The following is a 15169-nucleotide window of genomic DNA, read 5'->3' on the forward strand; positions in this document are numbered from 1 at the left end:
CTTAACAGGAAGGAGTTGAGCAGATGTACTTAACAACCATTGCTGTTAGAAATAATGATGAAAAGATTAAGAATCATATCTTTTCAGGCCTTGAATCCATTAGTAATGAAGATATGCGCATCACACATGAAGAATATACAGCAGGAGATACAGTTTTTATAAGATGCGGATTAAAGGAAGGCTTTATGTCAAAATTAATAGAAAACAGATCCAGTGAAGACTTTAAATATTCGCTTGCTCAAGTGTTGTGTGATGTTATTATAGATAATTATGAAACTAAAATATTGAGAAAGATAATAAAAGAGTATTATCTATATTTGACAGAATATGAGAGAGAATTAATCTATGAGTCAACCATAAAACTTCTTGCTGCAGAAGATGGATATAGAGATGGTTTTTATGGTCAAACCAGACGAACTAGAATTATAAGAAAAATATTGAACTATCTGAAGTCAGAGAACTTCATAATTATAGATGGCTTTGTAAATTTCAGATTGAATGACTATATAAAAGAGCTGGCAGATTTGGTGGAAAGATCAGTGGAAGAATATATTGCCGAGAGGGAATATAATGAATTTATAAAACTTCTAAGATATTTTGTGGAGATTCAAGAATGCAAAGTAGATATTGTAAATGTTGTTCCTATAGATAAAGGCGGTTATATATTGATTGATAGCAAGAATAGTCCTATTAATTGTGAATGCTTTGAAGAACTGAGAGCTGAAATTGGAGACAATGATATAAGTCTAGATGATCTTCTCATAAGCACACTAATCACTATAGCTCCAAATAAGGTTATCATTCATGATTGCCAGAATTTCAAAAATAAAGAACTTTTCAGAACTATCACCAATATATTCTACGATAGGATAGAGCTATGCAGAGGGTGTGATCTTTGCGGCATATTAAAGGTAAATAAGGAATTAAATTGATGAATTATGTCACCTGTTTATATGTTATAATTATTATTAATTATTTGTATAGACAGGTGAATTATATATGTATAAAGTTCTTATTTCAACTATTATAGGTGGTATAATTGGTTGGTTGACTAATATTATTGCTATAAAGATGCTTTTTAGGCCTATAAAGCCGGTAAAAATTCTGGCTTTGGAAATCCAAGGTCTGATTCCTAAACGTAAAGCTGAGATGGCTGTTAGCATAGGACAGACTGTGGAAATGGAGCTAATAGATTTTAAAGATATATTTGAAAGAATTATTGATGAAGGAAGCAGTGATAGGATAATTGAATTAGTAAAGAGAAAGATTTCACAAAATATATATGAAAAATTACCTTCATTAGTACCTCATATTATAAAAAATGCAGTTATTCAATATGTTGAGGAACAGATAGATAAGGAAGCACCTCAAATGATAGAAGATTTGATTAAAAATATATATGATAAGGCTTCGAAGGAAGTAAAAATAGGAAAGATAATAGAGGAAAGAATAAATTCCTTCGATTTAATAAAAATAGAAGAAATAACATTAAAAATTGCACAAAAAGAACTGAAGCATATTGAAATTCTTGGGGGAGTATTGGGGGCAATAATTGGATTATTACAAGGATTATTACTACTTTTATATATTTAGTATTGACATAATTATATTTAGGAATTAAAATGATATAAATAATTAAATGCATTGATGAGGACGAGTAAAACAACTTATACCATAAGAGAGGAAGTGTCATAGGCTGCAAGCACTTCTTGGAAATAGTGTTTGAAAACCACCTCGGAGCAGAGAGTTGAATTGAGTAGGCTTATCCGTTGATTACGTTATAATCTTAGAGTTAAAAATAGGGTGGAACCGCGATTTACTCTCGCCCCTTTGGGGACGAGAGTTTTTTAATTTTTGAAAATTTATTATAGGAGGATGAAGCAAACATGATAAGGATAACACTAAAGGACGGTTCAGTCAGAGAATACGAAAAAGGAATAAAGGTAGAAGACATTGTTGCCTCTATAGGAAGCGGATTGCTTAAGGCTGCTTTAGCAGCAAAGGTTAATGGAGAGATTAGGGAACTGAGTGATACAGTTGAAGAAGATGCTACACTGGAAGTTTTAACTTTTGATAATGAAGAAGGGAGACTGCCCTTAAGACATACATCCTCTCACATATTAGCTCAGGCTGTAAAAAGATTATATCCTGATGTTAAACTTGCAATCGGGCCTGCCATAGAAAATGGCTTCTATTACGATTTTGATACAGATAAAGCTTTTAGTGAAGCAGATTTAGAACTAATAGAAAAGGAAATGGCAAAAATCGTTAAAGAAGATTATAATATTGAAAGGTTTGTACTTCCAAGAGAAGAGGCAATAAAGCTGATGGAAGAAAAAGGTGAAAGTTATAAGGTTGAACTGATCAAAGAGTTACCTGAAGATGAGGCAATTTCCTTTTATAAACAGGGAGAGTTTGTAGACCTCTGTGCAGGACCTCATGTTCCTTCAACCGGCAAGGTTAAAGCCTTTAAGTTGCTTAATGTGGCGGGTGCTTATTGGCGAGGAAATGAAAAGAATAAAATGCTCCAAAGAATATACGGAACATCTTTTATTAAGAAAAGCCAATTGGATGAATATCTCAACATGCTTGAAGAAGCAAAGAAAAGAGACCACAGAAAATTAGGAAAAGAGCTAGATTTATTTAGCATACAGGAAGAAGGCCCTGGTTTCCCATTCTTTCATCCTAAGGGGATGGTATTGAGAAATATTCTTGAGGACTTCTGGAGAAAGGAACATAAAAAGAGAGGGTATGAAGAAATCAAGACTCCTATAATTTTGAATGCTGATCTTTGGCATAGATCAGGACACTGGGATCACTACAAAGAGAACATGTATTTTACACAGATTGATGAACAGGATTTTGCCGTTAAACCTATGAATTGTCCTGGTGGTATGCTGATGTATAAGAGAGAACTCCATAGCTATAGAGATTTGCCTATAAGAATGGGAGAATTAGGTTTAGTACACAGGCATGAATTATCAGGAGCCCTTCATGGGTTGATGAGAGTTAGATGCTTTACACAGGATGATGCTCATATCTTTATGATGCCTTCTCAAATAAAAGATGAAATAATAGGTGTAATTGAGATGGTAGATTATTTCTATAATTTATTTGGATTTAAGTACCATGTAGAATTATCCACTAGACCTGAAAATTCTATGGGGTCTGATGAAGATTGGGAGTTGGCTACTAATGCACTTAGAGATGCATTGGAATCAAGAGGCATTGAATACAAAGTAAATGAAGGTGATGGAGCCTTCTATGGCCCCAAAATAGATTTTCATCTGCAGGATTGCATCGGCCGTACATGGCAATGCGGTACAATACAATTGGATTTCCAGATGCCTGAGAGGTTTGATTTGACATATATCGGAGCAGATGGAGAAAAACACAGGCCTGTGATGATACACAGAGTAATTTTTGGCAGCATTGAAAGGTTTATTGCAATATTAACAGAGCATTTTGCAGGAGCATTCCCCGTTTGGATAGCACCAGTACAAGTGGTTGTTATACCTGTGTCAGAAAGGCAATATGATTATGCAAAAGAGATTGAACAAAAGCTAAATGAATTAGATATTCGAGTTGAGTCTGACCTAAGAAGCGAGAAAGTCGGTTATAAGATCAGAGAAGCACAGCTGAAAAAAGTTCCCTATATGCTGATTGTAGGAGACAAAGAAGTTGAAAGCTCAAGTGTTTCAGTAAGAGATAGAAAAGAAGGAGATAAAGGTGCAGTGAAACTAGAGGAATTTATTAATCAAATAATGAATGAAATAGCTGAGAAAACAAGCAAATAATATAATTTAATATTGACAACACCAATGTATAATGATAATATATATTAGTCAATATATAATAAAATATTGCTATATCTTTAAGCACAAGTAGAAGGTCCACTTCTCACCTTACAGCTTCGCTAGTAAGGTAAATATATAGTTCGTATAAATATAACGGGCAGGTGGATTTTTCTACCTGCCCAGTTTTAATATGGAGGTGATTGACTATAAGTAGCAATAAGGAAGTTCAAATTAATGAAGATATTAGGGATAAAGAGGTTAGGGTAATAGATATCAATGGAGAACAACTTGGTATAATGTCTTCCAAGCAAGCTTTGGAAATTGCAATGGAACGAGAATTAGACCTCGTTAAAATAGCTCCACAAGCAAAACCACCAGTGTGTAAAATAATGGACTATGGTAAATTTACTTTTGAACAGAGTAAAAGGGAGAAAGAAGCACGTAAAAACCAAAAGGTTATTAATGTAAAGGAAATAAGATTTTCTCCCAAAATTGAGGAGCATGACCTGAATGTGAAAGCTAAAAACGCTCAAAAATTTTTAAACGATGGTAACAAGGTTAAGGTTACCATAAGATTCAGAGGTAGAGAAATAGACCATGTTGCATATGGTGAGAAAGCCCTAGGACGATTTTATGATATCTTGAAGGATGTCTGTGTAATTGAAAAACCGGCGAAGTTAGAAGGGAAGAATCTTTCCTTGACTTTAGCGCCTAGACAATAGTAAAAAAGGGAGGACTTTGTAATGCCTAAAATGAAAACCCATAGAGCTTCAGCAAAAAGATTCAGCTTTACTAAATCAGGAAAAGTAAAAAGAGCTAAAGCTTTCAAACAGCATATTTTAACTAAGAAAACTTCAAAAAGAAAAAGAAACCTTAGAAAAACAGGTTATGCCAGCACATCAGAGACAAAGATTATTAGACAGTTGGTACCATATAAATAATTTCCATAAGGAGGCAGCATAAAAGATGGCAAGAGTAAAAAGAGCACTAAACGCCCATAAAAAGCGTAGAAAGATATTAAAATTAGCTAAAGGCTATGTAGGAGCCAGGAGCAAGAAATATAGAGTAGCAAATGAAACAGTTATTAGAGCATTAAGATTTGCTTACATTGGAAGAAAGCTAAGAAAAAGGGATTTCAGAAAGCTATGGATTTCAAGAATAAATGCAGCTGCAAGAATTCATGGATTATCCTATAGCAAGTTTATAAATGGGCTTAAGCAATCAGGAATAGAAATAAATAGAAAAATGTTGTCAGAAATGGCTATCAATGATGAGGCTGGATTTGCTAAGTTAGTTGATATTGCTAAACAAAAATTAAACGCATAAAAGACCGAAAGGTCTTTTTTATTTTATTTCTTTCCACTTCCACATTGCATTTAGTTTTAAAAGAGGTTAGGATGAAGATAATAAACAAAGGGAAATATTAATTATACTCGGCTGGATTTTAATAAGTGGAGCTGAAAAGCCAAGAAAGATGGAAAAGAAGATTGATTGAAGGTGAACATATGATACAAGCCATAACCAGTAGTCAAAATAAAATTATCAAACATGCAAAGTCTTTACATATGAAGAAATACAGGGATTCCAATGAACAATTTCTAATAGAGGGAATCAAGCTCATAAGAGAAGCTCTGACCTACGATGTTTCTATAAATACCCTGTTATATCATAATAAAGTTTCTAATAATCCTGATATTCAGGAGATCATCAATATATGCTTGGGAAGGGGTGTATCTGTATACGAGTTAGAAGAAAAACCTTATTTAGATATCAGCGAAACAAAGACACCTCAAGGCATAATATGTATTGGACACAAGAGGACTTATGATATTAATTTACTTATTAAGAGAGATAGATATAATGTGGTGATTTTAGAAGAAGTTCAGGATCCTGGAAATGTTGGCACTATTATAAGGACTGCAGATGCTTTCGGATTTGATTTTGTTATATTGTCAAAAGGCTGTGCTGATATTTATTCAGGGAAAACCATTAGATCCACTATGGGTTCATTGTTCCATATTCCCGTTATAGATAATGTAGACCTTGTAGATGTAATATCCACCCTCAACCAGGTTGAAGTCCTCACTTTAGCGACAACACCTCGTGGCGGTATTGCCTGTTATGATATTGATTATAAGAATAAGAATGCTATTGTTATAGGCAACGAATCGAAGGGGCTTTCTGACGCAGTAATGGATAAGGTGAAAATCAAAGCTAATATTCCTATGTTGGGAAAAGCAGAATCTTTGAATGCCAGTGTAGCCGCATCTACTATTATGTATGAATTAATGAGATATAAGCTGTTAACAGCTAAAAATGACTTATAAATATTGTAATAATGAGTATCATGTGTTATAATTCAGAATAAGTTTATATTAACTATACAATACTATCTATGAAGGAAAGAGTAGGATATATCAAGTATAAGAGATATGGTGTCGTGGCTGAAAGCACCATTTACTGTGATATATCTGAAGTTCATTCTGGAGATTCAGAGCTGAAAACAGTAGGTTCTGACGGCATAACCGTTAAATTTTAGAGAGGCCTTTATGGCAACTAGGGTGGTACCGCGGAAACCTTCGTCCCTTTTTTTGGAATGGAGGTTTTTTTATTTATATGAATAATCCAGCGAAAGGAGTTTTATAAATGAGGGAGAAGCTAGAAAAGATAAAAAGTGAATCAATTATAGAAATTGATAATGTTGAATCAGCGCAGCAACTTGAAGAAATCAGAGTTAAGTATCTTGGGAAAAAAGGTCAACTAACTCAGTTACTACGCGGTATGGGTCAATTGAGTCCTCAAGAGAGGCCGATAATTGGACAATTTGCAAACGAAATTAGGGATTTAATAACAGAAAAGATTGAACAGACAGCATATTGCCTAAAAAGAAAAGACTTAGAAAAAAGACTGAGAAGTGAATTTATTGATGTCACCATGCCGGGAAGGAAAAAGAAGCTGGGGAATAAGCATCCACTGACTAAAGTATTAAACGAAATTGAAGATATTTTTATTGGAATGGGCTTTAGCATAGTTGAGGGACCTGAAATTGAAAAAGCATATTATAATTTTGATGCATTAAACCATAGTAAATATCATCCTGCAAGGGATATGCAGGATACATTCTATATAACTGAAGAATTGTTATTGAGGACTCAGACTTCGCCAAATCAAGTAAGGACAATGGAAAGACAGAAGCCTCCAATAAGAGTTATTGTGCCAGGGCGAGTATATAGAGCAGATGAAATTGATGCAACCCACTCCCCTATGTTCCATCAAATAGAAGGTTTGGTAGTTGACAAAGGTATTACAATGGCAAATCTGAAAGGAACATTAGATGTGTTTGCTAAGAAACTCTATGGAGAGCAGACCCAAACTAAATTTAGACCTCACCATTTTCCATTCACAGAGCCAAGCGCAGAGATGGATTGTACATGTTCTGCCTGTGGTGGGGAAGGATGCCGCATATGCAAGAATACAGGCTGGATTGAAATTTTAGGTGCAGGCATGGTTCATCCCAATGTGCTTGCAAATTGTGGTATAGATCCGGAAGTTTACTCAGGATTTGCATTTGGTATGGGCTTGGATAGAATAGCCATGTTAAAATATGATATTACAGACTTAAGACTCATGTTCGAAAATGATAAAAGATTTTTGGAACAGTTCTAGGGAGGAGGAATAAAGATGCTTGTACCGATTAAATGGTTGAAAGATTATGTTGATATGGATATAGATATAAAAGAATTCGTTGATGCAATGACTATGTCAGGCTCAAAGGTAGAATCTGTTGAAGAAATGGGGCAAAACATTAATAAAATTGTTGTAGGAAAGATATTAGAGATAGTGACCCACCCCAATGCAGATAGCTTATTGGTTACTAAAGTAGATGTAGGTGAGGAAGTACTGCAGATAATAACCGGGGCTACAAACATAAGGGTGAATGATTTTGTTCCAGTAGCATTGCATGGTTCTACGCTACCTAACGGGACAAAAATAAAAAGGGGAAAACTTAGAGGTCTTGAGTCCAATGGAATGTTATGTTCACCAGATGAATTAGGATTGGATGCAGAAAGTCTTCCAGAGGGAGTAGATATGGTGGATGGTATATATATACTGCCTCATGAATATCCTTTAGGTCAAGACATCAAAGAAGTATTAGGTTTTGATGATAAAATTGTGGAATTTGAAATAACCAATAACAGACCTGATTGTCTAAGTATACTAGGTATAGCCAGGGAAGCAGCAGCAACCTTTGGGCTTAAAATGAAGTATCCTAGTATTGAAGTATCAGGAAAAGAAGGGTATATATCAGATTATATTTCTGTAAGTGTTCAGGATACTGATCTCTGTCCCAGATTTGCAGTAAGAATAATAAAAAATGTTGAGGTTAAGGATTCTCCTGCATGGATGCAGGATAGGCTTCTAAAAGCAGGTATAAGACCGATAAACAACATAGTTGACATAACAAATTACGTTATGTTGGAAACAGGCCAACCTATGCATGCTTACGATTTAAACATGCTGGAAGGTAAAAAGATAATCGTTAGAAGAGCTAAGGAAAATGAAAAAATTGTAACTCTTGATGAAGCAGAAAGAACATTGGACAATGAAACATTGGTAATTGCAGATGCTAATAAAGCAATTGGCATAGCAGGAATAATGGGTGGATACAATAGCGAAATAAAAGATGACACAAAAACTATTGCCTTGGAAAGCGCGGTTTTTAACTCAATCAATGTTAGATTATCTTCTAAAAAATTGGGATTGAGAACTGAAGCTTCTTCAAGATTCGAGAAAGGTTTGGATGTAGAAACTGTACAATTTGCAATAGATAGGGCTTGCCATCTGGTTGAGCTGTTACAGGCAGGAGAAGTAGTTGAGGGAATGATTGACATATACCCTGTCAGGAAGGAAAAAAGAGTCATGGAATTAAGGCCTGACAGAGTCAATCAGCTTCTGGGAACTGATATTCCTGTAAGCAGAATTAAACAGGTTTTAGAATCTCTTGAATTTGAAGTTACAGGAGATGAAATATTGAAAGTTATTGTGCCTACTTTCAGAGATGATGTAACCATAGAAGCAGATTTGATAGAAGAAATCGCCAGAATATATGGATATGAGAATATACCTGGAAAACTGATGGATACAACATTCACCCAAGGGGGCAGAAACACTAAGCAAAAAATAAGAGAAATGGTTAGAGCTAATTTAGCAGCCCAAGGTTTATATGAGACATATACGTACTCCTTTGTAAGCCCTAGCGTGTTCAATCAGATAAATTACAAAGCGAATAACCCTTTAAGAAAGGCAATTAAGATCATTAACCCTCTAGGAGAGGACCAGAGTATAATGAGAACTACTATAATTCCTAATATGCTTGAAGTAATAAGCAGAAACTATAATAGGAAAATAAGCGAGGCAATGTTTTATGAGCTATCTAAAGTGTATTTAGCAGAAGAGTTGCCTTTAAAAGATTTAGCTTATGAAAGAGATACTCTGATAATAGGAATTTACGGAGATGTGGATTTTTATGATTTGAAGGGTATAATTGAGAATGTGATGGCTGAACTAAATATTAGTAGTTATAGAGTGCTTCCATCAAATCATGAAACTTTCCACCCTGGAAGAACCGCAGAATTATTGATAAATAATAAAAGAATAGGGTATCTGGGAGAGATACATCCTGATGTTTTAGATAATTATGATATTCCAACTAGGGTATATATAGCAGAGTTGGATTTTGAAGAGATAGCTATTCAGTCTAATTTGGATATAAAATACAAACCGCTTCCTAAATATCCTTCCATTGAAAGAGATATTGCAGTAGTGGTAGCAGAGGAGATCACAGCAGCTCAAGTGGAAGAGATTATAAGAAACAAGGGAGGAAAGCTTGTTTCAGATGTGAAACTTTTCGACATATACAGGGGCTCTCAAATAGAGGAAGGGTATAAGAGTATGGCTTATAGCATAGTATACCGTTCAGATGAAAAAACTCTTTCCGAAGATGATATTACAAAGGTTCATAATAAAATATTGAATTCCTTAGCAAACCAAGTAGGAGCAATATTGAGAAGCTAGTTCCTATAAGTGGCATGAATACTATGTATTCATGCCACTTATAAGGGTTATGGAGTGATTGGTTTGAATGAAATAATAAAGGTATTAAACCTGAAAAAATATTTTGAAATCCATGATGTTAAAAATTCAGAAAAGAAATATGTAAAAGCAGTTGATGGAATTTCTTTTTCAATCAACGAAGGGGAAACTTTAGGTTTGGTTGGTGAAAGCGGTTCAGGTAAGACAACTACTGGTAAACTGATTCTAAATCTGATTAAGCCTACTTCAGGAGATATATTTCTGGAAGGAAAGAGCTTAAAGAGTTTTAATAAAAAAAACATGAAAAAATTTAGAAAAGATATTCAAGTTGTATTTCAAAATCCTTATGCTGCATTGGACCCTAAGATGACTATAAGAGATATACTTATTGAACCATTGAGCATTCATAAAATCGTATCCAAGTATGAATACAACAATGAAGTTAGAAGGCTTTTGAGTATAGTAGGCTTAAGCGAAAAGGATATGAATAAGTTTCCCCATGAGTTTAGTGGAGGTCAAAGGCAGAGGATTGGAATTGCAAAAGCTATAGCGGTTAGGCCAAAATTTATTATATGTGACGAACCAGTCTCAGCTTTGGATGTTTCTGTTCAATCTCAAATACTGAATCTTCTCTGCGATTTACAAAGAGATTTGAAAATATCCTACCTGTTTATAGCTCATGGTTTGAATGTTATCAGACATGTATCGGATAAAGTTGCCGTAATGTATTTAGGAAAGATTGTAGAATATGGCGATACAAAATCTGTATTTGATGATTGTGCTCATCCTTATACTAAAGCATTGGTTTCTTCGGCACCCATACCTGATCCTAAGAGGAAGAATAATAATATTGTATTAAAGGGAGAGATACCAAGTCCTATAAATATACCTGAAGGATGTCCTTTCCATCCAAGATGTAAAGATGCTATTGAAATATGTAAAAATAAAAAACCTTTTCTTAGGAAGGTGACTGGGGACCATATGGCAGCTTGCCATCTTATTTGATGTAAAAAAAAGGTGGGGTCAAATTGATAACTCATAGAAACATTATAAGAAAGATATTTTCCAGGGTATTAGTTTTATTCGCTTTTACATATATAAGTATTTTTATATTTAGCATTCCTCAAGGCTATAGTTGGAAGATAATTGATGGAAGATTTGTATCAACATATCCTTTATACATGATAGTTAAGAGATGTAATAACATCTTTATTTCACTTCTTGAATTAAATCTTGGCCATAGTATGATGGGAAAAGCATTAAATGAAATACTTTTTACATCTTTTAAAAGAACAGCTTTGTTGATTTCTTCTTCTATTGTTCTAGCTTTTGTGTTAGGAGTCTTTAAAGGCATATCAGACAGCAATAAAGGGAATAAAAACTGTGCATCTACTAAGGTTCTAATTTCGGTGATACCCATATCTATACCAGATGTATTAATCGCTGCTATAATGCAGAGTTTTGCAATATGGCTAAACAAAAAAGACATATATATGTTTAGAGTTGCAGGGACTGGTACTCTGGCGCATTCATTTTTACCCATCATAGCATTATCTATTCTTCCTGCTTTTTACATTGCAAGAATTACATCATTGGCAGTTAACGACTGCTATAAAAAAGCATATGTACTAACAGCACTGGGTAAGGGCTGCTCTTCTGCGAGAATACTATGGAATCATGTAATGAGAAATGCAATAAGAGGTATTGTTGAAGGATTACCCAGTATTACATCAATAATTATAAGCAATACTCTAATAGTTGAATATATGTTTTCCTATCCTGGTCTCACAACATCCTTAATGAATCATATTACAATGGGTGATGGGAGAAGTTCTGCAATTATTATTGTTTTTATAGGAAGCTTTTATTTCATTTTAAATGGGTTGTTTCATGTTGTAAGTGCTGTTGTTAATAAATCTAACAGGAGGGAGGCAATATGAAAAAAATCAATATGCCCCTTCTCATTGGAAGTATTATATTAATATTCATTTTTGGAATGTGCTTGTATCCTGAATATTTTTCAGAAGCAGATCCTTATGGAAGAGAAAGAACCCAATATGTATATGAAAATGGAAATAGTACTTTAATTATACCGCCTATACCGCCTAATGATGAATATCCTTTGGGGACAGATCATAGGGGAAGGGATTTAAAGAGCCTAATAATATATGGTAGTAAGCTTACTATTTTTTCCTCGCTGACTGTAGCCATAATAAGACTCATAATTGCATTGCCCTTATCCATTGCCGCTGCATATAAGGTCAAGTTTACTAATGGATTTATTAACTTTTTTAACACCATGTTCAGTGCCTTTCCATTGATAATTGCAGTAATTGTATTATCAAAGATTGCTCTCTTTCAAGATATATTTGAAGATGCGACATATGTAAATATATTCCTGCTTTCAGCTCTTGGATGGAGTAGATTAGCACATATGTTGAAGGCAAAAATAGATGAAATACTCATACAAGACTTCATTGAAGGTGAAATTGCTATTGGGAAAAATAAGTTAGAAATAACAGTACAGAACATTTTGCCCCATCTTATTCCATCCATGATTGTGTTATTCTGTCTAGAAACTGCAATGGTGCTTTTATCTCTTTCTCAGCTAGGAGTTTTTGGCTTACTTTTAAGTGGCGGATATGAGAGCCCGTCTGGAGAAATAAGAGTACCAATAGAATTTGACTGGTCTTCCATGCTTTCCTTATCAAAATATTTCTACAGGGGTGACTATAGTTATCTTGCTATATACCCTGCAATAGCCTTCGCCCTTTCTATAATCGGTTTTAATACATTAGGAGAAGGTCTAAAAATAGAATTTGAAAAAGAAAATTCAAGAGTAATAACATTAATTCGAGCCATACCTTCATTTTTATCGCCATTTAGATTTATTCATGAGATAAAGAATTACAAGAATTATAAAAAAAGTTTACTCTATAAAGCTGGATTTTATGGACTAGTATTGATGATAATATTTTATCCTAAATATGAAAGCTCCTATGGTTTTAATGAAAATAACGCTCTCAAAATAGCTGAAGAACTAACTGATGATAGATTCCAGGGACGTTTGACAGGTTTTCAAGATGAAGACTATAATCCATCACAATACATAGCCGGCAAGCTTAAGGAATATGGAGTTAAAGCTTACGAAGGAGATTATATTCTAGAAAATGTTATACAAGAAGTTTTTAATATCAAATATGCTGAATTAAGCATGATTGATACAAGAACATCTTCAGAAAAGCAGCTGAAATTTAGAGAAGATTATTTGATTACTTCTAGTTTTAACTATGACGGAATGCTAGATGTTGAAGTTATTGAAACAGATAGAAAAGCATGGAGAGAGATAATTATTGAACCTGATTATTATAGAGAAAAGGCTCTTGTTATAGATGCAAGAACAATGAGAAACTATGACTTTACTTCCCTTAACGGGTACATAAATAATTTTGTGAAACCTAAAGCAGTTATTTATATAGAACAGTGGGAGCCAAAGGAAGAAAGATACAAGAATGATATAATAAATAAATACCTTGAAGATACAGTAACTATTTCCTTATCATCAGAAGCAGGGGATGAATTGCTGCGTATGGGTAAGTGTAAATTGAGAATATCTGTAAATACTGAGAAAATGAATGATGTAATAGGCAGAAGCGTTATGGCATATATCCCTGGAACAGATAAAACCAGAAAAAATGATTTTGTAATAATTGGTAGCAATTTAGATGGTATAGGTTACGACTTAGATGAAAAGTATCCTTCTGCAGGAAGAGCTTCAAGCGCAGCAATATCACTGGAAATAGCAAGGACTATGACCCAAAGTGGAATAAAACCTGACAGAGATATCATCTTTGTTTTTTGGGATGGTAATATGACTGATGATAGAGGGTCCAAATCATTCTTTTATAAGTATCTAATAAATAGTAATTATAATATTTTTTATATCGATTTGATGAATCTAGGATATAAAGACTCGGACAAGCTGATGATAGACAATTCGAAGGTTTTTCCTAAGAGCAAGGAAGAGCAGGATTTTATAAAACTATTAAAGAAGAACGCAAAAAGAAATGATTTAGATTTAGTTTATGGTACTTTGTATAGTCCTGCTGCAATAGATTTTACAAGCTCTGATAGTCAACCCTTGTTAATAGATAGCTTTATATCTGACGAAATTGCATTTACACCCAAAGACACTATTGAAAAAATAGATACTCATAGGCTTAAGCAAGTGGGTCAAATGCTCTTAGATACCTTAATAGATTCTTTTGCAGGAGGAAGTAACAAATGAATCCTTTACTTAAAGTCGAGAACTTACAAGTTTCTTTTCCTTGGAAAAACAAATCTATAAAAGCTGTTGATGGTGTTAGTTTTGAGGTTTCTCATAAAAAAATAATTGCTTTAGTTGGTGAGTCGGGCAGTGGGAAGAGCGTTACCGCTCTTTCTATAATGGGGTTAATAGCATATGAAGGAGGAAGGGTTGAGGGAGGAGAAATATTATTCGATGGACAAGAAATATTAAAAATGAAAGAGAAAAGACTTTCAAGAATTAGAGGGAAAGATATTGCTATGATTTATCAGGATCCTATAACATCTTTAAATCCCGGCATCTCTGTTGGAGAACAAATCAGGGAGAGTCTGTTAATTCATAAAATAGCTTCACGAAAAGAGAGTAAACAAATAGCATTAAATCTAATGAGGGAAGTTGAGATACCGGATGCGGATCGAAGGTATGGGAATCTACCTGCTTCTTTCAGTGGCGGAATGAGACAAAGGATAATGATTGCTATGGCATTAAGCTGTCAGCCAAGGCTGCTGATAGCAGATGAGCCTACTACTTCATTAGATGTATCTTTACAGGCAGATATAATGAACACTCTGCAAGAAATGAAAAACAGAATGGGAATGTCAATTTTACTCATTACACATGACTTAGGTTTAGTAGCTCAGTATGCAGACAATGTGGTGGTAATGTATTGCGGCAAGGTTATGGAGGAATCTCCCGTAGATATGCTTTTTGAAGAGCCTCTTCATCCATATACCGTTGGGCTTATCAATTGTATACCTAGGATTGACACAACCCAGGAACAATTATTTTCCATACCCGGATATGTACCAAGCATATATGACTATCCTTTAGGCTGCAGATTTCATAATCGTTGCTCCAAAGCAAAACCAATTTGTAGAGAGAAAATGCCAGATATAATAAACATCAATGATGCTAGAAAAGTTAGATGTTGGCTATATCAGTGATTCGATGATACTGAACGGAGGTTATGTAT

The 15169-nt window shown here is 34.2% G+C and carries 13 protein-coding genes and 3 other annotated features; all 13 genes read left to right on the forward strand.

What is annotated here, in order from left to right; genetic code table 11:
• The first annotated feature begins 23 nt into the window (after nucleotides 1-23).
• The 13 genes from ytxC (at nucleotide 24) to ACESM9_RS02485 (ending at nucleotide 15140) form a co-directional block, all read left to right on the forward strand.
• Nucleotides 24-932, forward strand: a complete 909-nt coding sequence (gene ytxC / locus ACESM9_RS02425; RefSeq protein WP_372994922.1) for a putative sporulation protein YtxC — start codon at nucleotides 24-26, stop codon at nucleotides 930-932.
• Between the two features lie 67 nt (nucleotides 933-999).
• A complete protein-coding gene (locus ACESM9_RS02430) occupies nucleotides 1000-1593 on the forward strand; it encodes a DUF445 domain-containing protein (RefSeq protein WP_372994924.1) in 594 nt (197 codons plus the stop codon).
• A 42-nt stretch (nucleotides 1594-1635) separates the two neighbouring features.
• Nucleotides 1636-1833, forward strand: a binding site (T-box leader).
• Nucleotides 1834-1886: 53 nt separating this feature from the next.
• Nucleotides 1887-3797, forward strand: coding sequence for a threonine--tRNA ligase (gene thrS / locus ACESM9_RS02435; RefSeq protein WP_372994926.1), 1911 nt, complete (start codon nucleotides 1887-1889; stop codon nucleotides 3795-3797).
• Between the two features lie 79 nt (nucleotides 3798-3876).
• Nucleotides 3877-3990, forward strand: a sequence feature (ribosomal protein L20 leader region).
• A gap of 7 nt (nucleotides 3991-3997) precedes the next feature.
• Nucleotides 3998-4519, forward strand: a complete 522-nt coding sequence (infC, locus tag ACESM9_RS02440) for a translation initiation factor IF-3 (RefSeq protein WP_372994928.1) — start codon at nucleotides 3998-4000, stop codon at nucleotides 4517-4519.
• A gap of 21 nt (nucleotides 4520-4540) precedes the next feature.
• A complete protein-coding gene (rpmI, locus tag ACESM9_RS02445; RefSeq protein ID WP_372994930.1) occupies nucleotides 4541-4738 on the forward strand; it encodes a 50S ribosomal protein L35 in 198 nt (65 codons plus the stop codon).
• 25 nt (nucleotides 4739-4763) lie between these two features.
• Nucleotides 4764-5123 carry a 50S ribosomal protein L20 gene (rplT, locus tag ACESM9_RS02450; RefSeq protein ID WP_372994932.1) on the forward strand — a complete coding sequence of 120 codons (360 nt, stop codon included), beginning with the start codon at nucleotides 4764-4766 and terminating at the stop codon, nucleotides 5121-5123.
• Between the two features lie 125 nt (nucleotides 5124-5248).
• Entirely contained in the window at nucleotides 5249-6124 is an 876-nt protein-coding gene (locus ACESM9_RS02455; protein WP_372994934.1) for a TrmH family RNA methyltransferase, read from the forward strand.
• A gap of 59 nt (nucleotides 6125-6183) precedes the next feature.
• Nucleotides 6184-6387: a binding site (T-box leader), on the forward strand.
• A 56-nt stretch (nucleotides 6388-6443) separates the two neighbouring features.
• Nucleotides 6444-7463 (forward strand): phenylalanine--tRNA ligase subunit alpha, encoded by a 1020-nt coding sequence (pheS, locus tag ACESM9_RS02460; RefSeq protein ID WP_372994936.1) that lies wholly within the window; start codon nucleotides 6444-6446, stop codon nucleotides 7461-7463.
• 15 nt (nucleotides 7464-7478) lie between these two features.
• Complete coding sequence (gene pheT, locus ACESM9_RS02465) at nucleotides 7479-9872, forward strand: phenylalanine--tRNA ligase subunit beta (protein WP_372994938.1); 2394 nt, start codon at nucleotides 7479-7481, stop codon at nucleotides 9870-9872.
• Between the two features lie 63 nt (nucleotides 9873-9935).
• Nucleotides 9936-10895, forward strand: a complete 960-nt coding sequence (locus tag ACESM9_RS02470; RefSeq protein ID WP_372994940.1) for an ABC transporter ATP-binding protein — start codon at nucleotides 9936-9938, stop codon at nucleotides 10893-10895.
• Nucleotides 10896-10918: 23 nt separating this feature from the next.
• Complete coding sequence (locus tag ACESM9_RS02475; RefSeq protein ID WP_372994942.1) at nucleotides 10919-11830, forward strand: ABC transporter permease subunit; 912 nt, start codon at nucleotides 10919-10921, stop codon at nucleotides 11828-11830.
• A complete protein-coding gene (locus tag ACESM9_RS02480) occupies nucleotides 11827-14178 on the forward strand; it encodes an ABC transporter permease subunit (protein ID WP_372994944.1) in 2352 nt (783 codons plus the stop codon). Before ACESM9_RS02475 ends, ACESM9_RS02480 begins: the two co-directional genes overlap by 4 nt.
• A complete protein-coding gene (locus ACESM9_RS02485; RefSeq protein WP_372994946.1) occupies nucleotides 14175-15140 on the forward strand; it encodes an ABC transporter ATP-binding protein in 966 nt (321 codons plus the stop codon). Before ACESM9_RS02480 ends, ACESM9_RS02485 begins: the two co-directional genes overlap by 4 nt.
• Nucleotides 15141-15169 lie beyond the last annotated feature (29 nt).

The sequence above is a fragment of the Lutispora sp. genome (assembly GCF_041687175.1).
In the GTDB taxonomy this organism is placed as follows: domain Bacteria; phylum Bacillota; class Clostridia; order Lutisporales; family Lutisporaceae; genus Lutispora.

Coding starts and splice junctions, on each gene's coding strand:
- pheS (WP_372994936.1), top strand. CDS start 6,444: ATGAGGGAGAAGCTAGAAAAGATAAAAAGTGAATCAATTATAGAAATT.
- pheT (WP_372994938.1), top strand. CDS start 7,479: ATGCTTGTACCGATTAAATGGTTGAAAGATTATGTTGATATGGATATA.
- ACESM9_RS02480 (WP_372994944.1), top strand. CDS start 11,827: ATGAAAAAAATCAATATGCCCCTTCTCATTGGAAGTATTATATTAATA.
- rplT (WP_372994932.1), top strand. CDS start 4,764: ATGGCAAGAGTAAAAAGAGCACTAAACGCCCATAAAAAGCGTAGAAAG.
- ACESM9_RS02485 (WP_372994946.1), top strand. CDS start 14,175: ATGAATCCTTTACTTAAAGTCGAGAACTTACAAGTTTCTTTTCCTTGG.
- rpmI (WP_372994930.1), top strand. CDS start 4,541: ATGCCTAAAATGAAAACCCATAGAGCTTCAGCAAAAAGATTCAGCTTT.
- thrS (WP_372994926.1), top strand. CDS start 1,887: ATGATAAGGATAACACTAAAGGACGGTTCAGTCAGAGAATACGAAAAA.
- ACESM9_RS02430 (WP_372994924.1), top strand. CDS start 1,000: ATGTATAAAGTTCTTATTTCAACTATTATAGGTGGTATAATTGGTTGG.
- ytxC (WP_372994922.1), top strand. CDS start 24: ATGTACTTAACAACCATTGCTGTTAGAAATAATGATGAAAAGATTAAG.